At 75.9% G+C, this 23511-nt stretch carries 24 protein-coding genes and 1 tRNA gene; 17 read left to right on the plus strand and 8 right to left on the minus strand.

Features of this window, described 5'->3' with window-relative positions:
- The first annotated feature begins 160 nt into the window (after nt 1–160).
- Complete coding sequence (locus tag Cpa01nite_RS09415; protein WP_203668503.1) at nt 161–385, plus strand: hypothetical protein; 225 nt, start codon at nt 161–163, stop codon at nt 383–385.
- 212 nt (nt 386–597) lie between these two features.
- Nucleotides 598–1326 (plus strand): DedA family protein, encoded by a 729-nt coding sequence (locus Cpa01nite_RS09420; RefSeq protein WP_239068665.1) that lies wholly within the window; start codon nt 598–600, stop codon nt 1324–1326.
- Between the two features lie 24 nt (nt 1327–1350).
- On the opposite strand, the gene Cpa01nite_RS09425 is transcribed toward Cpa01nite_RS09420, so the two are convergent.
- From Cpa01nite_RS09425 to Cpa01nite_RS09455, 7 genes are read right to left on the minus strand one after another with little or no spacing between them, the layout of a single operon-like run.
- Nucleotides 1351–2064, minus strand: a complete 714-nt coding sequence (locus tag Cpa01nite_RS09425) for a response regulator (protein WP_203668504.1) — start codon at nt 2062–2064, stop codon at nt 1351–1353.
- Nucleotides 2061–4577, minus strand: coding sequence for a DUF4118 domain-containing protein (locus Cpa01nite_RS09430; RefSeq protein ID WP_203668505.1), 2517 nt, complete (start codon nt 4575–4577; stop codon nt 2061–2063). The genes Cpa01nite_RS09425 and Cpa01nite_RS09430 overlap by 4 nt, the downstream gene beginning before the upstream one ends.
- Before the next feature lie 5 nt (nt 4578–4582).
- Nucleotides 4583–5191, minus strand: a complete 609-nt coding sequence (gene kdpC, locus Cpa01nite_RS09435; protein ID WP_203668506.1) for a potassium-transporting ATPase subunit KdpC — start codon at nt 5189–5191, stop codon at nt 4583–4585.
- Between the two features lie 21 nt (nt 5192–5212).
- Nucleotides 5213–7387, minus strand: a complete 2175-nt coding sequence (gene kdpB / locus Cpa01nite_RS09440) for a potassium-transporting ATPase subunit KdpB (protein WP_203668507.1) — start codon at nt 7385–7387, stop codon at nt 5213–5215.
- A gap of 5 nt (nt 7388–7392) precedes the next feature.
- Nucleotides 7393–9063, minus strand: a complete 1671-nt coding sequence (kdpA, locus tag Cpa01nite_RS09445) for a potassium-transporting ATPase subunit KdpA (protein WP_203668508.1) — start codon at nt 9061–9063, stop codon at nt 7393–7395.
- A complete protein-coding gene (locus Cpa01nite_RS09450) occupies nt 9063–9152 on the minus strand; it encodes a potassium-transporting ATPase subunit F (RefSeq protein WP_203668509.1) in 90 nt (29 codons plus the stop codon). Before Cpa01nite_RS09450 ends, kdpA begins: the two co-directional genes overlap by 1 nt.
- Nucleotides 9149–9316: a hypothetical protein gene (locus Cpa01nite_RS09455; RefSeq protein WP_203668510.1), complete on the minus strand. Its 168-nt coding sequence runs from the start codon at nt 9314–9316 to the stop codon at nt 9149–9151. The genes Cpa01nite_RS09450 and Cpa01nite_RS09455 overlap by 4 nt, the downstream gene beginning before the upstream one ends.
- A 294-nt stretch (nt 9317–9610) precedes the next feature.
- Between Cpa01nite_RS09455 and Cpa01nite_RS09460 the strand changes: the two genes are divergently transcribed.
- From Cpa01nite_RS09460 to Cpa01nite_RS09530, 15 genes are all read left to right on the plus strand, one after another.
- Entirely contained in the window at nt 9611–10054 is a 444-nt protein-coding gene (locus Cpa01nite_RS09460) for a GtrA family protein (RefSeq protein WP_239068666.1), read from the plus strand.
- A gap of 77 nt (nt 10055–10131) precedes the next feature.
- Entirely contained in the window at nt 10132–11637 is a 1506-nt protein-coding gene (locus Cpa01nite_RS09465; protein WP_239068667.1) for a glycosyltransferase family 2 protein, read from the plus strand.
- Complete coding sequence (locus Cpa01nite_RS09470) at nt 11634–13619, plus strand: glycosyltransferase family 39 protein (protein ID WP_203668512.1); 1986 nt, start codon at nt 11634–11636, stop codon at nt 13617–13619. Before Cpa01nite_RS09465 ends, Cpa01nite_RS09470 begins: the two co-directional genes overlap by 4 nt.
- A 77-nt stretch (nt 13620–13696) precedes the next feature.
- The gene (locus Cpa01nite_RS09475; protein ID WP_203668513.1) at nt 13697–14632 is read left to right on the plus strand and encodes a DUF4397 domain-containing protein; all 936 of its coding nucleotides are present in this window, start codon (nt 13697–13699) and stop codon (nt 14630–14632) included.
- Nucleotides 14629–15789, plus strand: a complete 1161-nt coding sequence (locus Cpa01nite_RS09480; RefSeq protein WP_203668514.1) for a glycosyl hydrolase family 8 — start codon at nt 14629–14631, stop codon at nt 15787–15789. The genes Cpa01nite_RS09475 and Cpa01nite_RS09480 overlap by 4 nt, the downstream gene beginning before the upstream one ends.
- Complete coding sequence (locus tag Cpa01nite_RS09485; protein ID WP_203668515.1) at nt 15786–16439, plus strand: class F sortase; 654 nt, start codon at nt 15786–15788, stop codon at nt 16437–16439. Before Cpa01nite_RS09480 ends, Cpa01nite_RS09485 begins: the two co-directional genes overlap by 4 nt.
- A gap of 42 nt (nt 16440–16481) precedes the next feature.
- The gene (locus Cpa01nite_RS09490) at nt 16482–17282 is read left to right on the plus strand and encodes a polyprenol monophosphomannose synthase (RefSeq protein ID WP_203668516.1); all 801 of its coding nucleotides are present in this window, start codon (nt 16482–16484) and stop codon (nt 17280–17282) included.
- A 367-nt stretch (nt 17283–17649) separates the two neighbouring features.
- Nucleotides 17650–18093 (plus strand): response regulator, encoded by a 444-nt coding sequence (locus tag Cpa01nite_RS18585; RefSeq protein WP_239068668.1) that lies wholly within the window; start codon nt 17650–17652, stop codon nt 18091–18093.
- 64 nt (nt 18094–18157) lie between these two features.
- Nucleotides 18158–19471: a glycoside hydrolase family 3 N-terminal domain-containing protein gene (locus Cpa01nite_RS09500; RefSeq protein WP_203668518.1), complete on the plus strand. Its 1314-nt coding sequence runs from the start codon at nt 18158–18160 to the stop codon at nt 19469–19471.
- A 344-nt stretch (nt 19472–19815) separates the two neighbouring features.
- The gene (locus Cpa01nite_RS09505) at nt 19816–20082 is read left to right on the plus strand and encodes a hypothetical protein (RefSeq protein ID WP_203668519.1); all 267 of its coding nucleotides are present in this window, start codon (nt 19816–19818) and stop codon (nt 20080–20082) included.
- Nucleotides 20079–20270, plus strand: a complete 192-nt coding sequence (locus Cpa01nite_RS09510) for a hypothetical protein (RefSeq protein ID WP_203668520.1) — start codon at nt 20079–20081, stop codon at nt 20268–20270. Before Cpa01nite_RS09505 ends, Cpa01nite_RS09510 begins: the two co-directional genes overlap by 4 nt.
- Nucleotides 20271–20395: 125 nt before the next feature.
- Nucleotides 20396–20542, plus strand: a complete 147-nt coding sequence (locus Cpa01nite_RS09515) for a hypothetical protein (protein ID WP_203668521.1) — start codon at nt 20396–20398, stop codon at nt 20540–20542.
- 4 nt (nt 20543–20546) lie between these two features.
- Nucleotides 20547–21071: a hypothetical protein gene (locus Cpa01nite_RS09520; protein ID WP_203668522.1), complete on the plus strand. Its 525-nt coding sequence runs from the start codon at nt 20547–20549 to the stop codon at nt 21069–21071.
- Complete coding sequence (locus Cpa01nite_RS09525) at nt 21068–21295, plus strand: hypothetical protein (protein ID WP_203668523.1); 228 nt, start codon at nt 21068–21070, stop codon at nt 21293–21295. The genes Cpa01nite_RS09520 and Cpa01nite_RS09525 overlap by 4 nt, the downstream gene beginning before the upstream one ends.
- A gap of 150 nt (nt 21296–21445) precedes the next feature.
- Nucleotides 21446–21518, plus strand: a tRNA-Lys gene (locus Cpa01nite_RS09530).
- A gap of 46 nt (nt 21519–21564) precedes the next feature.
- Here Cpa01nite_RS09530 and Cpa01nite_RS18855 read toward each other — a convergent pair.
- Nucleotides 21565–23505, minus strand: coding sequence for an HNH endonuclease signature motif containing protein (locus Cpa01nite_RS18855; protein WP_203668524.1), 1941 nt, complete (start codon nt 23503–23505; stop codon nt 21565–21567).
- Nucleotides 23506–23511 lie beyond the last annotated feature (6 nt).

Consider the following 23511-nt stretch of genomic DNA (forward strand, 5'->3'; position numbering starts at 1 on the left):
CCGTCGCCTGCCCCGCGGCCGATCGTGGCACGCGGCCCGCCGGACGTACAGGGCGTCCTCGCGCCCGCTCGGCGTGCGGTCCCGTGGCGCGCGCGTAGCGTGGCGGTGACGCGCGGCCGCGTCGCCCGCGGCCGTCACCGTTCGATCGAGGGAGACCGGCATGACCACCACCCCCGACCCCCGGCACGAGCACACCGGGACGCCGAGCGAGCCGCCGACGCGCCCGTCGAGCCCGGGCCCCGACCCGGACGACGTCAACCAGCCGGACGAGGCCGCGCACCCGACGCACGGCACCGGCGCGGCGACGGGCGCGGGCACGGGCACGGGCACGGGCACGACGCAGCCGACCAGCCCCGGCCCGGACCCGGACGACATCAACCGCTGACGCCGGCCGAGGCGCACGAGACACGTCGAGGGTGCCCACACTGAGGGCACCCTCGACGTGTCTCGTGCACCCGCGCGGGACGCCCGCCGGAACCGATCGGGGCGCTCGCGCGTTCGAGACAGGACGAAAGCCGCGGATCGCCCGCGCGCACGCCCCCGGCGCGCGCCGCCGGCTCGTGGTCCCCCGACGATGCGATCCTGGAGTCCACCGCCGTGAGCACCACCCTGCCGGCCGCCGCCCTCGCGCCCGCCCGCACCCCCGCCGCCGTCGACCCGGCGACCGGCCACGAGTACGAGGGCTTCATCGGCTGGGTCCTCGACCTCATGGAGACGCTGGGCGAGGTCGGCGTCGGCGCGGCCGTCTTCATCGAGACGTTCGTGCCGCCCATCCCGTCCGAGGCGGTCCTGCCCGGCGCCGGGTTCCTCGCCTACGACGGCCGGATGAACCTGTGGTGGGCGATCCTCGCCGCCACCGCCGGCGCGATCCTCGGCGCCTGGATCTGGTGGCTCCTCGGCGCCTGGCTCGGCCGGGACCGCACGCGCGCCCTGGTCGCGCGGATCCCGCTGCTCGACGCCGAGGACTTCGACAAGGCCGAGCGGTTCTTCGTCCGGTGGGGCCCGGTCGCGGTGCTCGTCGGGCGGTGCGTGCCGCTGGTGCGGAGCTTCATCTCCATCCCCGCCGGCATCGAGCGGATGCCGTTCTGGGCGTTCACCGCGTACACCGCGATCGGGTCGGCCGTCTGGAACGCCATCTGGATCGGGCTCGGGTACGCCTTCGGCCCCGCGATCCGGCCGGTGCTGGCGGAGTGGAGCGGCGTGCTGTCGAACGCCGTCCTCGTCGCCATCGCGGCGGCGTGCCTGTGGTTCGTGGTCGCGCGGCTGCGGAAGCTGCGGCGGCTGCGCCGCGAGCGCGAGGCCGACCCGGCGGTCGCCGGGGACTGAACGCCGCCGGGCCGCGGCCCCGCGTCAGCCGGGAGCCCCGGCCGCCGCGGCGCTGCCGTCCGGGTCGAACCGGTACCCCATCCCCTGCTCGGTCAGCAGGTACCGCGGCCGGGCGGGCTCGGGCTCGAGCTTCTTGCGCAGCTGCGACAGGTACAGCCGCAGGTAGCCGGAGCTGGTCACGTGCGTGGCGCCCCAGATCTCCGACAGGATCGTCTGCCGCGTGACGAGCCGCCCCGGGTGCCGCACCAGGATCTCCAGCACCTGCCACTCGGTCGGCGTCAGGTGCACGGCGCCCGCCCCGGCGCGCGTGACCAGCCGGCGCGCCAGGTCGACCGTGACGTCGCCGAAGGTCACCGTCGGGCCCTCGTCGCCCTCCGCGGGCGTCGAGCGCCGGCCGAGGGCCCGCAGCCGCGCGAGCAGCTCCTCGAGGTCGAACGGCTTGGTGACGTAGTCATCGGCACCGGCGTCGAGCGCCTCCACCGTGTCGTCCGACCCCGTCCGGCCCGAGACGACGAGGACCGGCGCCTGCGTCCAGCCGCGCAGGGACTGGATCAGGGCGATGCCGTCGACCCGCGGCATCCCGAGGTCGACCAGGTACAGGTCGGGCCGGTGCGCGGCGGCCTGGGCGATCGCCTCGGCCCCGTCGGACGCGGTGAGCACGGTGTACCCGCGGGCGCGCAGGGTGATGCGCAGGGCGCGCAGGATCTGGGCGTCGTCGTCGGCGATCAGGATCTTCACGGCCGGCCCGCCCCCGCGCCCGTGCCCGCGCTCGCGCCCGCGCCCGCCGTCGGCAGGCTCACGACCATCGTCAGCCCGCCCCCGGGGGTGTCCTCGGGCGTCAGCGTCCCGCCCATCCCCTCGGTGAACCCGCGGGACAGCGCGAGCCCGAGGCCGAGCCCGGTCGTGTTGTCGGTGTCGCCCAGCCGCTGGAACGGCAGGAACAGGTCCGGCCACCGCTCCGCCGCCACGCCGGGCCCGTGGTCGACGACGCGGATCTCGACCCGGTCGCCGAACGCGCTGGTGGTCAGGCGCGGCCGGCAGCCCGCCGGGCTGAGCTGCACCGCGTTGGCGAGCACGTTCACCACGACCCGGCGCAGCAGGGCGGCGTCGGCGACCACGCGGGGCAGGTCGGGGTCGAGGTCCAGCTCGACGTCGTCCGGGCCGAGGTGCAGCTCGTCGAGCGCGGGCAGGATCACCTCGTCGACGTCGGTCGCCGTGCACGAGACGCCGAGCACGCCCGCCTGCACCCTGCTGACGTCGAGCAGGTCCGTGACCAGGGCGGTGAGCGTGTCGACGCTCTCGGCCGCGGTGGCGAGCAGCTCCGCGCGGTCGGCGGGCGACCACTCGACGTCGTCCGCGCGGAGGCTGCTGATCGCGGTGGCGGCGGCGGTGAGCGGCCGGCGCAGGTCGTGGCTGACCGCGGACAGCAGCGCGCTGCGCACCTGGTCGGTCTCCAGCAGCGGCGCGATCTCGCTCGCGGTCGCGGTCAGCCGCTCGTGCTCGAGCGCGGCGGCGGCCTGCGTGACCACCACCGGGAGCAGCCGGCTCGCGGACCGGTCGAGCGGCGGGCCGTGCAGCTCCAGCACGGCGTCGTCGGCGACCGGCACCACCGTCGGCGGCCGCGTCCCCGCGGGCTCGCCCTTCTCCACCCGCAGCGCGTCGCCGACCCGCAGCCGGACCGCGTCCAGCGCGAACGCCTCCCGGGTGCGGGCGAGCAGCGCGCCGAGCGCGTCCTGCCCGCGCAGCACGCCGCCGGCGATCCCGATGAGCATCTCGGACTCCGCGGCCGCGCGGCGGGCGACCCGGCTGCGGCGGGCCGCCTGGTCCACGACGAGGCTGACCAGCGCACCGTTGGCCACGTACAGCGCGAGCGCCAGCACGTGCACCGGCTCCGTGACGGTCACCGTGTGCACCGGCTCGACGAACACGTAGTTCAGCGTGAGCCCCGACATCAGCGCGGTGAACAGCGCCGGCCACAGCCCGCCCACCAGCGCGATGACGACGACCAGCAGCTGGTAGGCCAGCACGTCGCTCGCCAGCGACTGCTCGCTGCGCGCCGCGACCAGCCCCCAGGTCAGCAGCGGACCGCCGACCAGCGCCAGGAGGAACCCCAGCACCCGGCGCCGGACGGTGAGCGCGCCGGTGAGCCGGGGCAGCGCGAGTCGGGCGCCGGCGGCGGCGTGGTTGACGATGTGCACGTCGATGGCGCCGGCCTGCCGGATGACGGTCTGCCCGATGCCGGGGCCGGTCAGCGCCGCCTTGAGCCAGCTGCGCCGGCTGAGGCCGATGACGAGCTGGCTGGCGTTCTGCCCGCGCGCGAAGGTGACCAGGGCGTCCGGCACGTCCTCGCCGACGACCTGGTGGAACGTGCCGCCGAGCTGCTCGGTCAGCGCGGCCTGCGCGACGAGCGCCCCCGGGTTGCTGTCCCGCAGCCCGGTCTGGGCGCTGACGTGCACGGCGAGCAGCTCGCCGCCGGCCGACCGCGCCGCGATCCGGGCCCCGCGGCGCAGCAGGGTCTCCCCCTCGGGCCCGCCGGTCAGCGCGACCACCACCCGCTCGCGCGCCTCCCACGGCGCCTCGATCGCGTGCTCCGCGCGGTAGGTGCGCAGCGCGGAGTCGACCTCGTCGGCGAGCCACAGCAGCGCCAGCTCGCGCAGCGCCGTGAGGTTGCCCAGCCGGAAGTAGTTCGACAGCGCCGCGTCCACCCGCTCGGCGGGGTAGACGTTGCCCTCGGCCAGGCGGTCCCGCAGCGACTGCGGCGCCAGGTCGACGAGCTCGACGTCGTCGGCGGCGCGCAGGACCGCGTCGGGCACGGTCTCCCGCTGCGGCGCCCCGGTGATGGTCCGGACGACGTCGTTGAGCGACTCGATGTGCTGGATGTTCACCGTCGTGACGACGTGGATGCCGGCGTCGAGCAGCTCGGCGACGTCCTGCCAGCGCTTCTCGTGCCGGGAGCCGGGCGCGTTGGTGTGCGCGAACTCGTCGACCAGCGCGACCGTCGGCCGCCGGGCCAGCACCGCGTCCAGGTCCATCTCGGACAGCCGCACGCCGCGGTGCTCGATCTCGGCGCGCGGCACGACCTCCAGGCCGTCGAGCAGCGCGGCCGTGGCGGGGCGGCCGTGGGTCTCCACGACCGCGACCACCACGTCCTTGCCGTCGCGCCGCATGTCCCGTCCCGCCTCGAGCATCGCGAAGGTCTTCCCGACGCCCGGGGCGGCGCCGAGCAGGACGCGCAGCCGGCCCCTGTGCACGCGCCTCAGCCCGCCAGCCGGTCGAGCGCGAGGTTGACCTCGAGGACGTTCACGCCGGCCTGACCCAGGAACCCGAGGTCCGGGCCGGTGGTGGCGCCGGCGACCAGCCCGCGGACCTCGTCCTCGGACAGCCCGCGCTCGGCGGCGACGCGCGGCACCTGCAGGTCGGCGTACTCGGGGCTGATGTGCGGGTCGAGGCCCGAGCCGGACGCGGTGAGGGCGTCGGCCGGCACGGCGGCCGGGTCGACCCCCTCCAGGGCGGCGACCGCCGCGCGGCGGTCCTCGATCGCGGCCACCAGGTCGGCGTTCTCCGGGCCCAGGTTCGAGCCGGACGACGCGGCGGCGTCGTACCCGTCGCCGGCCGCGGACGGCCGGGACTGGAAGTAGGCCGGCAGCGCGGCGCCGTCGGCGTCCGCGAAGGACTGGCCGATCAGGGACGACCCGACGACGGTGCCGTCGGCGCCGGTGACCAGCGACCCGTCGGCGCGGGCCGGCAGCAGCCGCCCGAGCCCGGTGACGAGCAGCGGGTACGCGATCCCGAGGACCGCGGTGAGGACCAGCATCGCCCGGAGGGCGACGCCCAGGTGCGACCAGGTGGTGCGGGGAGAGCTCATGGTTCCGTCTCCTAGGGTCGGTCAGAAGCCGGGCAGCAGGCTGACGACCAGGTCGATCAGCTTGATGCCGAGGAAGGGGGCGACGACGCCGCCGAGCCCGTAGACGAGCAGGTTGCGCCCGAGGACCGACGAGGCGGCCGCGGCGCGGTACGTCACGCCGCGCAGGGACAGCGGGATCAGCACGACGATCACGAGGGCGTTGAACACGATCGCCGAGAGGATCGCGGACGCCGGCGACGACAGCTGCATGACGTTGAGCGCCGCGAGCCCGGGGAACACCCCGGCGAACAGCGCCGGGATGATCGCGAAGTACTTGGCGACGTCGTTCGCGATGGAGAACGTGGTGAGCGCGCCCCGGGTGATGAGCAGCTGCTTGCCGATGCGGACGATGTCGATCAGCTTGGTCGGGTCCGAGTCGAGGTCGACCATGTTCCCGGCCTCCTTGGCGGCCGAGGTGCCGGTGTTCATCGCGACGCCGACGTCCGCCTGCGCGAGCGCGGGGGCGTCGTTGGTGCCGTCGCCGGTCATCGCGACGAGGTTGCCGCCCTCCTGCTCGCGCTTGATGAGCGCGAGCTTGTCCTCCGGGGTGGCCTCGGCGAGGAAGTCGTCGACGCCGGCCTCGGCCGCGATGGCCTTCGCGGTGAGCGGGTTGTCGCCCGTGATCATCACCGTGCGGATGCCCATCGCGCGCAGCTCGGCGAACCGCTCGGACAGGCCGTCCTTGACGACGTCCTTGAGGTGCACGACGCCCAGCACCCGGCCGCGGCCGGACCAGTCCTTCGCGGCGACGACCAGCGGGGTGCCGCCCTCGGAGGAGATGCGCTCCACGTGCCCGTCGAGCTCGCGCCGGACGGGGCCGGGCAGCGCGCCCTCCTCCTCGAGCCACGCGACGACGGCCGAGCCGGCGCCCTTGCGGATCCGGGTGACGTCCGGCAGGTCGACGCCGCTCATCCGGGTCTGCGCGGTGAACGGGACGACCTCGGTGCCGGCCGCCACGGTCGCGGCGTCGCCCGCCACGCCCTGGTCCGCCGCGAGGTCGACGATGGACTTCCCCTCCGGCGTCGGGTCGGCCGCCGAGGCCTGCGCGGCGGACCGCACGAGGTCGTGGGCGTCGACGCCGGCCAGCGGGAAGAACGCGACCGCGCGCCGGTTGCCGTAGGTGATGGTGCCGGTCTTGTCGAGCAGCAGGGTCGTCACGTCGCCCGCCGCCTCGACCGCACGGCCCGACATCGCCAGCACGTTGCGCTGCACCAGCCGGTCCATGCCGGCGATGCCGATCGCCGACAGCAGCGCGCCGATCGTCGTCGGGATGAGGCAGACCAGCAGCGCGACGAGCACCGGCACGCTCACCGCGGCGCCGGAGTAGCCGGCGATCGGGTTGAGCGTCAGGGCCACGACCACGAAGACGACCGACAGCGACGCGAGCAGGATGTTGAGCGCGATCTCGTTCGGCGTCTTCTGCCGCGCGGCGCCCTCGACCAGGGCGATCATCCGGTCCACGAACGTCTCGCCGGGCTTCGAGGTGATCCGCACGACGATCCGGTCCGACAGCACCCGGGTGCCGCCGGTGACGGCCGAGCGGTCGCCGCCGGACTCGCGGACCACGGGGGCGGACTCGCCGGTGATGGCCGACTCGTCCACCGAGGCGATGCCGTGCACGATGTCGCCGTCGCCCGGGATCAGCTCCCCGGCGGTCACGACCACCACGTCGCCGAGGGTCAGGTCCGGCGAGGCCACCGACCGGGTGCGGGCGCGCTCGGCGCCCGGGTCGCGCGCCGGGTCGTAGCCGTCGACCACCGTGGCCGTCGTGCTGGACCGGGTCTGGCGCAGGCTGTCGGCCTGGGCCTTGCCGCGGCCCTCGGCGACGGCCTCGGCGAGGTTCGCGAACAGCACCGTGAGCCAGAGCCACACGGCGATGCCCGCCGTGAACGTCACGGGGGTGTCGGTCCCGCCGGACCGCTCGGGGCCGCCCGTGAACGGCTCGGCGACCGCGAGCACCGTGGTGAGCACGGCGCCGACCTCGACGACGAACATCACCGGGTTGTGCCACATGAGGCGCGGGTCGAGCTTGCGGAACGTCTCGGGCAGCGCCTCGCGGAGCTGGCGGAGGCTGAACGCGCGCCGCGGCGCGGAGGTGTCGTGCTCGGGAGCCGGGGCGGTCGCGGTCGGGCCGGCCGGCGTGGTGAGGGTGGACATGCGGTTCACAGACCTTCCGCCAGGGGACCCAGCGCGAGAACGGGGAAGTAGGTCAGGGCGGTCACCACGACGGTGACGCCCGTGAGCAGGCCGACGAACAGCGGCCGGTGCGTGGGCAGCGTGCCGGCGGTCGCCGGGACCTTGTCCTGCGCGGCGAGCGAGCCGGCCAGCGCGAGCACCAGCACGATCGGCACGAACCGGCCGAGCAGCATCGCGACGCCGAGCGCGGTGTTGAACCACGGGGTGTTCGCGGTCAGCCCGGCGAACGCCGAGCCGTTGTTGTTCGCCGCGGAGGTGAACGCGTAGAGCACCTCGGAGAAGCCGTGCACGCCCGGGTTCCAGATCGACGTCGCCTCGACGTCGGCCCGCACCGCGGGGATCGCGAACGACAGGGCCGTGCCCGCCAGCACCAGCGTCGGGGTCACGAGGATGTACAGCGAGGCGAGCTTGATCTCGCGCGGGCCGATCTTCTTGCCCAGGTACTCCGGCGTCCGGCCGACCATCAGCCCGCCGACGAACACCGCGAGGACGGCCAGCACGAGCATCCCGTACAGGCCGGAGCCGACGCCGCCGGGGGCGATCTCGCCGAGCATCATGTTGAGCATCGGGAACAGCCCGCCCAGCGCGGTGAACGAGTCGTGCATGCCGTTGACCGCGCCGGTCGAGGTCAGCGTGCTGACGCTGCCGAACAGCGTCGTGGCGGCGATGCCGAACCGCTGCTCCTTGCCCTCCATCGCGGCGCCCGCCAGCTCCGGGGCCGTGCCCATCCCCCGCGACTCGACGACCGTCAGGAGCACGAGGCTGGTCACGAAGATCGTGACCATCGCGCCGAGGATCGCGTAGCCCTGCTTGTGCGAGCCGACCATGCGGCCGAACGTGCGCGGCAGCGAGAACGGGATCGCGAGCATGAGCAGGACCTGGAACAGGCTGGTCCAGCCGCTCGGGTTCTCGAACGGGTGCGCCGAGTTGGCGTTGAAGAAGCCGCCGCCGTTCGTGCCGAGCAGCTTGATGGCCTCCTGCGAGGCGACCGGCCCGCCGGGCACCGACTGCGTGCCGCCCGCGAGGGTCGTGACGTCGGTGAAGCCGGCCCAGTTCTGGATCACGCCGCCGGCGATCAGCACGACCGCGGCCAGCACCGAGACCGGCAGCAGGACCCGCAGCGTGCCGCGGGTGAGGTCGACCCAGAAGTTGCCGATCGTGCCCGTGCGGCGGCGGGCGAACCCGCGCACCAGCGCCACCGCGACGGCCATGCCGACCGCGGCGGACACGAAGTTCTGCACCGCCAGGCCGAGCGCCTGCACCGCGTAGCCGAGCGTGACGTCCGGGGAGTACGACTGCCAGTTCGTGTTGGTCACGAACGACACGGCGGTGTTGAACGACAGGTGCTCCCCCGGCGCCGGCAGGCCGAGGTCCCAGGGCAGCCAGGCCTGCATCCGCTGCAGCGCGTACACCAGCAGGACGCCGACCAGCGAGAACGCCAGCACGCTGCGCACGTACGAGCGCCACGACTGCTCCGAGCGGGAGTCCACGCCGATCAGCCGGTAGAGGCCGCGCTCGACCCGCAGGTCCCGCGCGGACGTGTAGACGTGCGCCAGGTAGTCGCCGAGGGGGCGGTACAGGGCCGCCAGGACCCCGGCCGCGAGCAGGACCTGCGCGACGGCCGTCCACGCGGCCATCAGAACCGCTCCGGCTTCACGAGCGCCCACACCAGGTAGCCGACCGCGGCGACGCCGAGCGCCGCCGCGACCAGGTCGAGCACGATCACAGCTTCTCGACCCCCGCGGCGACGGCGCCCACGAGCGCGAACAGGGCGACCACGGTCACCACGAACACCAGGTCCAGCACGAGGGGGCTCCCTTCGCGACGAGCCGCAGCGCCCGGGTCGGGCGGCGCGGCGGCCCTCCGCGTCCGGCGGGGGCCGTGGACCATCTGACGCCCCGGCGGGAGCGCCGGCGGCGATCCTGACGGTTCCCATACGGGCACGGGCGCGGTCCTGACGGGATCCGTGCGCGCGGGGTCGTCCGCCACTCGTCCGGGCGACGGGCCCGTCCCGTCGGGGCCGGGCTCGCCGGTTCGCCCCAATAGTCCGTTTGATCCCATCCGCGCCCCCGGTCGCTCCGAACCCCGTCCATGGCGACCACCCCCTCGGCGACGACCTCGGCCACGGACGCACGCCCCCCGGCGACCCGAGCGTCGAGGCGCCGCGCGACCCTCCGGTCCCTCGTGGCGTTCGGCGGCGTGGGCGCCGTCGCCTTCGTCGTCGACGTCGGCGTCTACAACCTGCTGCGCGCCACGGTGCTGGAGGAGTCGCCGATCTGGTCGAAGGTCGCCTCGGTGACGGTCGCGACCACCGTGGCCTGGCTGGGCAACCGCACGCTGGCGTTCCGGGACCGTCGCGGCGGCCCCGTCGCCCACGAGGCGCTGCTGTTCGCGGCGACGAACGTCGTCGGCCTGCTCGCCTCGGCGGCGTGCCTGTTCGTCTCGCACTACGTCCTGGGCCTGACGTCGCAGCTCGCGGACAACGTCGCGGGCAACGTCGTCGGAGTCGGGCTGGGCACCGTCGTCCGGTACGTCGGCTACCGCGCGATCGTGTTCCGCGGACCGCCGGTCGGAATAAATCCGACAAATAACCCATCCGGGCGCCTGCCGGCTCCGAACCCCCGCTGAGAACGCCGTCGGCACGGCCCCCGCGACCGTGTCCCGGACCCAGCCATCACGACCGACCGGACCACCCGAGGAGCGCGATGACCCTGAGCACCCGGACCGCGGGACCCCTGCTGACCACCGCCCGACCCGGCGCCGCCGAGCCCGGTCCCCTGCTGACCCCCGAACCCGCGGCGCCGGCGCCGGTCGCGCCCGAACCCGTCGACAGCGGTGCCGTGCCGGCGCCCGGGACGGCGAGCGGGCTCCTCCCCGAGTGGTCCCCCGGCGAGTGGCTCGGCTACGGCGCGATCGCCCTGGTCGCGCTGGCCCTCACCGCCGTCGCGCTCACCACGCTGTGGTGGATGCTGCACGCCTGGCGCGACGCGCAGGCGCTCACCGCCACCCGCTTCTCCGAGACCCCGCGCCGCGCGGCCCACCGGTTCACCCTGCTGGTCCCGGCCCGGCACGAGGAAGAGGTGCTGGGCCAGACGCTCGACCGCCTGGCGACGCAGTCGCACCCCGACCTGGAGATCATCGCGATCGTCGGGCACGACGACCCGGGCACCGAGCTGGTCGCCCGGGAGGCCGCCGCCCGGCACCCCGGACTGATCCGGGTCGTCGTGGACGACAGCGTGCCGAAGAACAAGCCGAAGGCGTTGAACCTGGCGCTCACCGTGTCGACCGGCGACGTGATCGGCGTCTTCGACGCCGAGGACGAGGTGCACCCGCGCCTGCTCGAGCTCGTGGACACCCGGTTCCAGGAGACCGGCGCCGACGTGGTCCAGGGCGGCGTGCAGCTGATGAACTTCCAGTCGACCTGGTGGTCGCTGCGCAACGTGCTGGAGTACTACTTCTGGTTCCGGTCCCGCCTGCACTTCCACGCGCGCTCGCGGTTCATCCCGCTCGGCGGCAACACGGTGTTCGTGCGCCGGGAGTGGCTGGACTGGTCGGACGGCTGGGACGACGCCTGCCTCGCCGAGGACTGCGAGCTCGGCGTCCGGCTGTCCAGCGCCGGAGCCCGCGTGGTCGTCGCCTACTCGCCCGACGTCGTGACCCGCGAGGAGACCCCGGGGACGTTCGTCAGCCTGTTCAAGCAGCGCACCCGGTGGAACCAGGGCTTCCTGCAGGTGCTGGCCAAGGGCGAGTGGCGCTCGCTGCCGACGTGGCGACAGCGCGGCTTCGCGCGGTACCTGCTGTCGATGCCGTTCCTGCAGGCGGCGACCGGGCTGCTCGTCCCGGTGTCCGTCGCCGTGGCCCTGCTGGTCAAGGTGCCCACTCCGCTCGCGCTGCTCACGTTCCTGCCGCTGGTGCCGACCGTCGTCACGGTCGCCGTCGAGGTCGCCGGCCTCACCGAGTTCGGCCGGCTGTACGGCCGCCGACCGCGGGTGCGGGACTACCTCCGCCTGGTCCTCGGCACCTTCCCCTTCCAGGTGTTCCTCGCCGCGGCCGCCGTCCGGGCCGTCCTCCGCCAGCTCAGGGGCGAGAACAGCTGGGAGAAGACCGAGCACACCGGCGCGCACCGCGACGCCGCGGTCGCACCGACCCGCTCCGAGCGGGCCGCCGTCGCCGCCGGTGCGACCCGCCCGACCACGGAGGTCGCCCGATGACCAGCACGCTGCAACGACCCCCGGTCCGGCCCGAGCCGCCCGAGGCCGCCCCCGCCCCTCGCCCCCGCCGCGCCACCCGCGCGCGACTGCGCGCCCGCGCGCTGAACTACGCCTGGCTGGCGCCGGCGCTGGTGCTGTCGGCGGTCGTGCAGCTCGTCAACCTCGGGGGCTCCCCGCAGCGGATCGACGACGAGGGCACCTACACCGCGCAGGCCTGGGCGATCGGCGCGTTCGGCGAGATCGCGCACTACACCTACTGGTACGACCACCCGCCGGTCGGCTGGATCCAGATCGCCGGGTGGACCGGGCTGACCGGCGCCTTCGACCGGTACGACGTCGCGGTGCTGGCCGGGCGCGAGGCGATGGTGGCGTTCACGCTCGCGGCCGCCGCGCTGCTGTGGGCCCTCGCGCGCCGCCTCGGCCTCGGCCGCCCGGCCGCGACGGCCGCGCTGCTGGTGTTCACGCTGTCGCCGCTGGCGCTGCAGTTCCACCGCTCGGTCTACCTGGACAACGTGGCGACCCCGTGGCTGCTCGGCGCGTTCCTGCTGGCGACGGCCCGGCGCAACCAGCTGGCCGCGCACGCCGGCGCCGCGGCCGCGTTCGGCGTCGCGGTGCTCAGCAAGGAGACCTTCCTGCTGGCGCTGCCGCTGCTGGCGTGGCTGCTGTGGCGGTACGCCGCCCCGAGCACCCGCCGGTACACGCTCACCGTCGCGAGCAGCGTGCTCGTGCTGATCGGGGCCTCCTACCTGGTGCTCGCCACGGTCAAGGGCGAGCTGCTGCCGGGCGCCGACCGGGTGAGCCTGGTCGACGGCGTGATGTTCCAGCTGGCCGACCGGGACTCGAGCGGCTCGCCGCTCGACGCCGGGAGCCTGGTCAGCCGGACGCTCGGCCAGTGGTGGCAGCTCGACCCCGTGCTGATCGTCGCCGGGCTGGTCTCCGGGGTGGCCGCCCTGGCCGTGCGCCGGCTGCGCCCGTTCGCGCTCCTGCTGCTCGGCCTGACCGCCGTGCTGCTCCGACCGGGCGGGTACGTGCCGGTGCCCTACGTGATCGTGCTGCTGCCGCTGGCGGCGCTCCTGGTCGCGGGCGTCACCGACGCCGCGGTCCGCCGGGTGCGGCACCCCCGGGGCACCGGGACCGCCGGCCGCGGCCTGCGGCTGGCGTGGGTGGCCGGCGTGGCCGCCGCGGCCGTCGTCGCCGTCCCGCTGTGGGGCGGGCAGCTGCGCGGGTTCCTCCGAGCGGACCTCGACGAGCCGATGCGTCAGGCGCAGGACTGGGTCGAGACGAACGTGCCGCGCGGCAGCACCCTGGTCGTCGACGACGCCATGTGGGTCGACCTGGTGCGCGCGGGCTTCGACCGGGACGACGTGCTCTGGTACTACAAGGTCGACACGGACCCGGCCGTCGCCGCGCTGCTGCCGAACGGCTGGCAGGACGTCGACTACGTGATCACGACCGACTCGATGCGCACGTTCCCCACCGCGTTCCCGCAGGTGAGCGAGACGATCGCGAACTCGCAGGTGGTCGCCAGCTTCGGCGAGGGCTCGACGCAGGTCGACGTCCGCCGCGTCGACCCCGCCGGGCTCGCGAGCGCCGACGCCACCACCGCCGCCTCGCGGGAGGCCCGGGCACGCGCCGGCGCCGACCTCGCCCGCAACCCGGGCCTGACGCTGCAGGGCGACACCCGGGCGCTGCTCGAGTCGGGGATGGTCGACTCGCGCATCCTGCTCGCGCTGGCGTCCCGGCTGCAGACGGCCGACGTGACGGTCGCCGACTTCCCGATCAGCCTCGGCGAGGGCGACGCGGTCCGGCGCCAGGTCCTGGTGACGGCCGAGGACGGGTCGGCGGCCGGCGCGACCACCGCCGCCTGGTTCGCCGACCTCGACGGCCCGGCCGCGCCCGACGCCTCGGCCGTCGCGGACGGGGGTGTGCGCGTCACCTACTCGGTCGCCGAGCCGGCCGGGCTGCTGCCGGGCGTCGGCTGAGCGCCCCGCCCGTCCCCGACCACCCCGCAGGACCGCCCGACGGCACGGACCCGTGCCGCCCCACGGAAGGACACCGCATGACCTCGACGCACCTGCCCACCGCCCTGGCCCCCGCCCCGCGCACCCGGCGCACCCTGGGGGGCGCCGCGGCCGCCGTCCTCGTCGGCGGCCTCGCCCTGACCGGCGCCGCCACGGCGCAGGCCGCCCCCGCGCCCCCCGAGCCCACCGCGACCGACGGCTGGGCGCGGGTGGCCCACCTGTCCCCCGACACCAAGGCCGTCGACGTCGAGCTCACGGCCCTGGCGGGGGGCGCCGTCCTCTACGAGCTGGAGGACGTCGCCTACGGCCAGGTCTCGGACTACCTGACGTTGCCCGCCGGGACGTACGTGGTGTCGATGGTGCCGTCCGACGCGCCGGAGGGCACCGACCCGGCCATCGAGCAGTCGCTCACCGTGACGCCCGGCGAACCGGTCACCGTCGCCGCGTACGGCCGGAACGCCGCCCTGCGCACCGCGGTGTACGAGGACGACCTCACGAACCCGGCCGACGGCGAGTCCCGGATCCGGGTGGTCCAGGCCTCGACGGTCGCGGACAGCGTGGACGTCACGACGTCGACAGGCACGGTGGTCACCGAGGGCGCCACGCCCGGTGCGGCCACGGGGTACGCGACCGTGCCCGCGGGGGCGTGGACGCTCGAGCTGGGCGGCGACGCCTCCGGCACCGCGCAGGTCGACCTGGCCGGCGGAACCGTGAGCACGCTGCTCGTGCTGGACACCGCCGACCGGTCGCAGACCGTCGCGGTCGTGCTGGACGCCGCCGCACCCGGGGCGACGCCCGCCGAGGGCGTCGACACGGGAGGCGGCTGGGGCGCCGCGACGCCGACCACCACCCCCGCCCCGCTCCCCGTCGCGCTGACCGCCTGCGCGGGGCTGCTCGGGGCCGGGGGCGTGGTGCTCGCCCTCCGCCGGGTCGCGACCGCGGCCGCGGAGGCGAAGGGCGGGTCGGGCCGGTGAGCCGCCGCCTGCAGCTGCTCGTGATCGTGCTGCTCGCCGCGGCGCTCGTCGGGACCGCCGTGGCGCTCGGGACGCGGGACGGCGCGCCGCCGGGCGCCGCCCCGGACGACGCGCCCGCCCCGTCCGCCCCGTCCGCCGTCCCTGCGACGCGCACCGCGCCCGAGGCCGCGCACGAGTTCCTCGCGAGCTGGGTCGACGACGGCCGCGTGGTGCGCCGCGACCAGGGCGGCGACACGGTCTCCGAGGGCCAGGCGTACGGCCTGCTGCTCGCGGTGGTCGCCGACGACCGGACCGCGTTCGACGAGATCTGGGGGTGGACCTCCGAGCACCTGGTGCGCGCCGACGGCCTCCTCGCCTGGCGGTGGGACGACGGCGCGGTGGTCGACGAGGAGCCGGCCTCCGACGCCGACCTCGACGCGGCCCGGGCCCTGGTGCTCGCGGGTGCGGCGTGGGACGAGCCCGCGTACACCGAGGCCGGCACCTCGCTGGCCGCCGACGTCGCGGACCGGATGACCGTCGGGACCGCCCTCGGCCGGGTGCTCGCACCGGGCGTGTGGGCGACGGCCGCCGACCCCTACGGCTACAACCCCTCGTACGCCTCGCCGGCCGCCTACGCGGTGCTCGGCGACGCGACGGGCGACCCCCGCTGGGCGGAGCTCGCGTCGGGGTCCGCCGCGACCACCGCGGCCCTGCTCGACGTCAGCGCGTTGCCGCCGGACTGGGCCCAGGTGCACGGTGACGGCACGGTCGAGGCCATGCCGGGGGCCGCCGGCACCGGCCAGTCGGTCCGGTACGGCTACGACGCGGCGCGGCTGCCGGTCCGGTACGCCGAGTCGTGCGCGCCGGAGGACACCGCGCTCGCCGCGCGCCTCGCCGGCCCCCTGGGCTCCGGGGACGACTCCCTGCCTGCCGAGCTGGACCTCGGGGGCACCGCCCTCGAGGGCTCCGAGGCCGGGCACCCGGTGGCCTGGGTCGGGCGCGCCGCCGCCCGCGCTGCCGACGGCGACGTGATCGGCGCCGCGGACGACCTGGACCGCGCGGACCGCGCCGCGCAGGCGGCCCCCACGTACTACGGCGCCGCCTGGGCGGCGCTGGGCCGGGCGCTCCTCGAGTCCGACGCGCTCGGGGGCTGCGCCCCGCTCGGGGACGCCGCGTGACGGGCGCGCGCCGCCGCGCCCGGGCGGAGGTGCTGTGCGCCTCGCTGCTGCTCCTCGCCGGGTGCGCGGCGCCGGCCGGCGGGCCCGCGGGGGCTCCGGCCACCCCGGGACCCGCCCCCGCGACGCAGGCCGTCGCCCCGGGGTCCGCCGCCGCGCCGGGGTTCCAGGACCCGGCGCCGTCCGCGACGGGGTCCGCCCCCGCGGCGGGCGTCGTGCCCACCCGGGTGTCGGTCCCGGTCCTCGGGGTCGACTCCGGCCTGGAGCACCTCGGGCTGCAGGACGACGGCCGGATCCGGCCCCCGTCGGACTGGCAGAGCGCCGGCTGGTACGACCGGGGCGTCGTCCCCGGGGCCACCGGCCCGGCCGTGATCGCCGGGCACGTCGACTCCCCGACGGGGCCTGCCGTGTTCTGGGACCTCGCCGACCTCGCCCCGGGGGACGAGATCGTCGTGACCCTGTCCGACGGCAGCACCCGGACGTTCGCGGTCGACCGCGCGCTGCACGCGGCGAAGGCCGACTTCCCGACGTCCGAGGTGTACCGCAGCACCCCCACCCCGCAGCTCCGGCTCATCACCTGCGCCGGCGACTGGGACCCCGCCACGGGGCACTACGAGGACAACCTCGTCGTGTTCGCGTCGCAGGTCGCCTGATCACGCCCCACCCGCACGCCCGCCACCACCCGGAGGTCCGTCATGGCCCGCACCCTCGTCATCGTCCCCACGTACAACGAGCTGGAGAACCTCGAGTGGATCGTCGGCCGCGTGCGTGCGGCCGTGCCCGCCGCCCACCTGCTGGTCGTCGACGACTCCTCCCCCGACGGCACGGGTGAGCTCGCGGACGCTCTCGCGGTGGCGGACCCCGCGGTGCACGTCCTGCACCGCGCCGGCAAGGAGGGTCTCGGGCGCGCCTACCTCGCCGGGTTCGCCTGGGGGCAGGCGCACGGCTACGACCTGCTGGTCGAGATGGACGCCGACGGATCGCACCACCCCGAGGCGCTGCCGGGGATGATCGCGCTCGCCGAGCGGCACGACCTCGTCCTCGGCTCCCGGTGGGTGCCCGGCGGCCGCGTCGAGAACTGGCCGCTGCACCGCACGGTGCTCAGCCGCGGCGGCAACCTGTACGCACGCCTCGCGCTCGGCATCGACGTCCGCGACGCCACCGGCGGGTTCCGCGTCTACCGCTCGACCGCGCTCGCCCGGCTCGACCTGGAGCAGGTGGAGTCCCACGGCTACTGCTTCCAGCTGGACCTGGTCTGGCGCGCGCTGCAGGCCGGACTCGACGTCGTCGAGGCGCCGATCACGTTCACCGAGCGGGTGCGCGGGGAGTCCAAGATGGGCGGCGCGATCGTGCGCGAGTCGCTCGTCAAGGTCACCGGCTGGGGCCTCACCCGCCGGCTGCGGGCGGCGCGGGAGCGCGTCGTGCACCGGCGCGCGCTGCCCTCGGTCCGCGCGCACTCCCACGTCCTGCGCCGCACCGTCCCGCTGGACGCCTGACGCCGTGACCGGGCCGGTACGGTCGCGTGACCGTCCCGGGCTGTTCCCGCTGGTCACGGACCCGCGAGCATGCCGTCCTCAGACGATGGAGGCCCACACGCGCGACTTCGACGTCGGGCCGTCGACGCCCGGAGCGTCCCGGGCCGGCTGCTCACCTCCGCGCTCACGGGGTCGGACCTCGCGTCCGGGTGGGCGTCCGTGCCCCAGGGCCTGCTGCTCCCCGAGACGGTCGCGGCCGGGGCACTCGTCGTGGCGGCGGTCGGGCTGCGCTGCCTCCGGCTCAGCCGGCGGACGACGCCGGCAACGGCCGACGCGAGGTGACCCTCGCCGGCCGCGCCGCGCGCCGCGGATCGTGTCACACTCGGCCGTGCTCACCTCCCACGACGCCCGTGTCCTGCTCGTCGAGGACGACCCCGGCGACCGCCTGCTGGTCGAGGAGGTGTTCGACGAGCACGGCGCCTCCGGGAACCTCCGGTGCGTCGAGGACGGCGTCGAGGCGCTGGACTTCCTCCACCGCCGGGGTCCGTTCGCGGACGCGCCGCGGCCGGACCTGATCCTGCTCGACCTGAACCTGCCGAAGGTCAACGGCCGGGAGGTCCTCGAGCACATCAAGGCCGACCCGGACCTCGCGCCGATCCCCGTCATCGTGCTCACCACGTCGGCCGCCGAGGAGGACGTGCTGCGGTCCTACGCCGCGCACGCCAGCGCGTACGTCACCAAGCCGCTGAACTGGGACGAGCTCAGCGGCGCCGTGCGTCGCATCGGGCGGTTCTACCTCGACGTGGCCCGGCTCCCGCGACGCACCGCGTAGCGCGGCGACGGCGCCGTCCCGCCCTCGGCGGCGCTGCCCCGGGCGCGGCACGTAGCCTGCCGTGGTGAGCTCCCCCACCACGCCCGGCCCCTCCGGGCCGCCGCCCCGGCACGCCCGCGGCGCGGCCCGGCCCGGCCGGGCGCGCGGCTCCGCGGCCGCCGCGCTCGTCGCGGTGGGGCTCGCCGCCGTGCCGCTCGCGTGGGCGGCGGCGGACGGGCGCGGCGCACCGGAACCCGCGCCCACGGCGGCGTCCGCGCCCGCCCGGACCGCCGCGCCGTCCGCCATCCCCGAGCCCACGCCGACCTGCACTCCCTCCCCCCTCGAGGAGCGGGCGGCGGCCGTGCTGGTCGTCGGGCTGCCCGGGGTCACGCGCGCGGACGACCCGTTCGCGCAGCAGGTCGCCGCGCTCGGCGTCGGCGGGGTGTTCCTCGCCGGCGGGAACGCGTACGGCGCCGACCAGGTGTCGGCGCTCACCGCGGGGCTGCGCGCGGCGGCGCCCCGCCCGGTCCTCGTGGCCACCGACGAGGAGTCCGGGCGGGTCGCCCACATGCGCGACGTCGTCGGGCCCGGGCCGTCGCCGCGTCGGATGGCCGCGCAGGGATCGCCCGACGACGTCCGCGCGCAGGCCGCCGCCACCGGGCAGGCGCTGTCGGCCGTCGGCGTCGGCCTCGACCTGGCACCGGTGCTGGACCTCGACGACGGACCGTCCGGGGGCGTGATCGGCGACCGCTCCTTCAGCGCCGACCCGGAGGAGGCCGCGGCGTACGGGCTCGCGTACGCGCGCGGGCTCGCCGACGCGGGCGTCACCTCGGCGGTCAAGCACTTCCCCGGTCACGGTCGCTCGGCGGTCGACTCGCACGTGGAGTCGTCCCTGGTCGAGGCGAGCCTCGACGAGCTGGCGGCGACCGACCTGCTGCCGTTCCAGCGGGCCGTCGACGCCGGCGCACCCGTCGTCATGCTGAACCACCTGCAGTACGCCGCGCTCGACCCGGACCTGCCGGCTTCGCTGAGCCCGCGCGCGTACGCCCTCCTGCGCGAGATGGGCTTCGAGGGCGTCGCGATCACCGACTCCGTCGGCATGGGGGCGGTGAACCTGCGCTGGGACTTCCCCGCCGCGGCGGTCCAGGCGGTCTCCGCCGGCGCCGACGCGGTGCTGACGACCGACGGCAACCACGCGGCCCGCATGCGGGACGGGCTCGTCCAGGCGGTACGCGACGGCACCCTCCCCGAGGAGCGCCTGTCGGAGGCGGCGGCGCGCGTCACGGCGCTGGCCGGCGGGGACCCGGTGGCGATGTCGTGCCTCGACGTCGACCTGCCCGAGCTCGGCCCGGGCGCCGGCTCGGAGGTCGATGCGGGAGTGGCGACCTCCGCGCCGTGAGGCCGGGCGGCGAGGGCGGCCGCTCCGCGGTGACGATCCCCCGACGTGGTGCCGCCGACCTCGTCGCCGGCTGATCCTCTCGTCCTCGATGGGTGCCAGCCGTCCGGGTCGGGCTTGGCGCCGGGGGCAGGGCCCGGTTCGTCGTGACGGCACCTCCTGCTCCTCGCTGCGCCGCACGGGTCGCCCGTCCGGGTGAAATGTCCGGTTCGTCCGGCCGGGTAGCGGCCGACCATGCAGAGTGCAGGCACGGGTCGGTGACGGAGGGCGGACGGCGTGCGGGGTGCTGAGAGCGGCGACGTCCCCCGTCGGCCCGCTCCCGCGCTCGTGACGTGTCTGCGGCGGCGATGACCACCACCCGCGACGTCCTGCGGTTCCTCGGCCTCACCAAGGCCCGCGGCCCGCTGCCGCACTGGGGGCTGTACGCCACCATCGCGGTCTGCGAGGTGGTCGTGATCGCAGCCGGTGCCGCCGTGGGTGCGCCCGCCTGGCTGTTCGTGCTGCTCGGGCTCCTGACTGTGCTCATGCTGGCGATCGCGGTCGTGTCATATCGGCAGCGGCGCCGTGCGAGGCAGGACGGCGACCGCGGCCACGGTTCGTGGAGGAGCCGGTGACAGGGACGGGCGGCGGCAGCATCCCGGCGGCCGAGGCGGCGGTAGCCGTGGCGCTCGTCCTGCTGGCGGCGTGGTTGCTCTTCCGGTTCCGCGACGACCCGCCGCGGCGCCGACGGGTCCAGGCGACGGCCGCCGTCGTGGGCTTCGCGGCGGTGGCGTTCGTCGCAGTCCGGTCGCTGACGTCATGACGGTGCTGCAGGGAAGGGGTATCGCGTGACGGTCTTCTGGCCGGCTCCACTCACCGGGGTGGTCGTGCTGCTCGCGGGCGCCGCACTGGTCCGGCACCGGGAGCGGGTCGCACGCGCGGTCGGCCATGCAGCAGCAGACGTTCGGCGACGGCGCCGTGGTCCGGCGGGTCCGCGCGAAGAACACCGGGCGGACCACGGGTCGCCTCGGGGTGGGCTGGATGGCGCTCGGTGCGGTGATGATCGTGCTGTCTCTCCTCGGCCTGGACTGGTGACGGCGTGAAGCGCGACCTGTCGTTCTGGTTGATGGTGGCGGCGAGCACCTTCGGGCTGGTCGCGGTGGTGATCGTGGTGGTCGCGGGGGACGGCGAGCCGTCGCTGCCGGCGGCGCTCGGTGCTGCCGTCGTCCTTGTCGTCGGGTGGACCGCGGTCGCCGTCCGGGCACGCCAGGGAGGACGGGACGATCGCGGTGTCGCCGGGCCGACCGTGCCGGGTCCGCCCGCGCGCCTCGTGCTGTCCCGTGGCGACGACTCAGCCGGCATGTTGCGGCGCATCCGCGTCACGGTCGACGGGGAACCGGTGGCACTCCTGAAGCCCCGCACCGTGGCGGAGGTCGACGTGCCGCCGGGGCGGCACCGCGTGCGCGCGTCGATGGACTGGACGACCTCCCGGGCGATGGACCTCGACCTGGTCCCGGGCGAGCGCGTCGAGATCAGGACCAGGCTGCCGTTCTCCATGATCTGGAGGATGGTCACGGCGCCGGGCGACACCTTGACGATCGAGCGAGTGGGGTTCAGGCGGTGACGGAGCACGACGGTCGCCGCCCCTCCATCCTCGTGGCGTTCTGGGCAGGCCTCTTCGCGTTCTGCGCGGCGGGCGTGGTCCTGTCCGCGGTCACCGGGCAGCAGGGCTGGGCCACCGTGCCCGTGACCGCCACCGGGGTCGTGGTCGTGACGCGTGTCGTGGACCGACTCACCGAGCGCGGGCGCCGGGTGCTGGACGCAGGACGAAGACCGACGACCCCATGACTGGTCCGTCGCCGGGACGGCAGCAGCTGGTCTCACGCCTGCCCGGCGAGGCGGTACCTTCGACTTCGTCGTCCTCGGAGCGGTGTCCCACCACCCGGGGCGACACGGGAGTTGTCCCGAGGGTTCCTCCGATGAATCCCCTCACCTCCCGGGCCTCTAGCTCAACTGGCAGAGCAGCGGACTTTTAATCCGCGGGTTGTGGGTTCGATCCCCACGGGGCCCACCCACGCGCCGGACCGCACGACCCGAGGGTCCGGACAGCCTCACGCTCAGAACGGCGGTGGGCGGTCGTACGGATCGGCGGTGGCGTCGTGGGTCTGCCTGGTGCCGGGGCGCACGAGGTAGCGGTGCCCGGCGGGCGTGATCCACTCGAACAGTCCTGGCTCGATCTGGCGCAGCCGGAACCCGCCGTCGGTCTTGAGGCGGTGGTGGCGGTGGCACAGCGGGCCGAGGTTGTCGGCGTCGGTGCGGCCCAGGGGCTCGTCCGGGGGCGCGCCGGGGCGTGGGTGGTACTCGAGGGTGTGGTCGAGGTCGGCGCGGCGGGCCGGGACGGTGCAGCCGGGGAAGGTGCAGGTCCCGTCGCGGGTCCGGACGTGCTCGGCCAGGGCCGCTGGGGGGCGGTAGCGCTGGCGCCCGACGTCCAGGACGCGGTCGGTGGCCGGGTCGGTGAGGATCCGCCGCCAGACCCCGCCGGCGGCCAGGGCGCGGGCGCGGACGGCGTCGATCGGGCCGTAGCCCTCGAGGTCCGCCGGGGCGTCGTCGACATCGAGCAGCGTGGCCGCGGAGACGGTGACGCGGACCTCGGCGCCGGGGCGCGCGCAGCCGCAGCGCCCGCGGGACGGGTTCGGGTCGTGCGGGGCGGCGGGTGCGAGGGCGACAGCGGGGTCGGGGGTCTCGGTCGCAGGTGCGACGGGTTCGGCTGCCCGGCGCCGGTGCGCGGAGGGCTCGGGTGCGGCGGGCCCGGCGACGGCGGGCTCGGCGGCGGGCCCGGCAGAGGCGGGCTCGGCGGCTGTGGGCTCGGCGGCAGCACGCTCGAGCGCTGCGGGCCCGGGCGCCGTGGGCCCGGGTGCGGCAGGCGTGGACGTCGCGAGAGCGTGTGCGGCCGACTCGGCGGCGGCAGGCGCGCAGGCGGCGAGGTCGGACGCGTCGACCGGGACGAGTGTGGCGGTCGGGCGGGCCTCCGTCCGCCCGAGCTTCACAGGCCTCCGGCGGACCGTGGTCTCCAGGTCGCGGCGGGGCTCGCGCGGGTCCGGCACCAGCGCCGGCGCGGGCGGGTCGAGGCGCACCTCGACCGCCGGGCCGTCGCCGGGCGGGACGTCCCCGACCACCAGGTCCCGCAGTCCGTCGGCGCGCAGCTGGTCCAGCGTCCTGCCGTCACCGACGGCCTGGGCGGCCCGCGCCGCGTGGTCGAGCACCCCGTCGACGCGGGTGGCGTCCTCCGCTGCCATGACGACCCACATCGCGGCCATCCCGTGCGGCCGGCTCCGCGGGTGCGTCACCCGCCGGGTGCAGCGTGCCCGCTGGTGCCGGCCCGCTGCGCCGTCGGGGTCGACCAGCCGGATCTCCCGCTCGACCCGCTGCCGGAACTCGGCCACCGAGCACTGGTCGGCGTCCGGCAGCACCGCGTCCTCCACGGCGTGCGCCGCCTGCCACGGCAGGTCCGCCAGCCCGGACGCCAACACCTCGGCCTTCGCGGCGTCGACGTGGCCCGCGGCCAGCGCCTCGCCGGTGGCGGTCAGCATCCCGTCGAGCACCAGCGCCCGGTGGACCGTCTTGCTCGCGGCACCCCGCGACCACCCCAGCCGGGCGGACAGCTCGTCGCCCGCCACGGAGGACTGGACCGGCGGCGCACCGGCCAGCGGGGACCAGTCCGGGCTCATCTCCGCGCGCGAGGCCAGCTCCGCGATCGCCTCCAACGCCCCCGCGTGCTGGTGCGCCTGCATCCGGGACCGCGCCGCGACGACCTCGAGCAGGATCATCGGCGACAGCACGGTCAGGTCCAACCCCCGGAGCCAGGCGTCCAGCACCGGCCCGGGCGGGCACCCCGCGATCGCCTCGACCTGCCGCTGCTCGCCCGTCCGCGGCGCCCCGCCAGCCTCGACGACCGGGTCCGGACCGTAGTCCGTCAGGCACGTCCCGTCGGGCCCGTAGACCGGCAGCGCAGCGTCGGCGACTGCGTCGCCGCCGGTGCATCGCTGCAGGTCATCCATGAGAAA

The sequence above is a fragment of the Cellulomonas pakistanensis genome, from assembly GCF_016862755.1.
Lineage (GTDB): Bacteria > Actinomycetota > Actinomycetes > Actinomycetales > Cellulomonadaceae > Cellulomonas > Cellulomonas pakistanensis.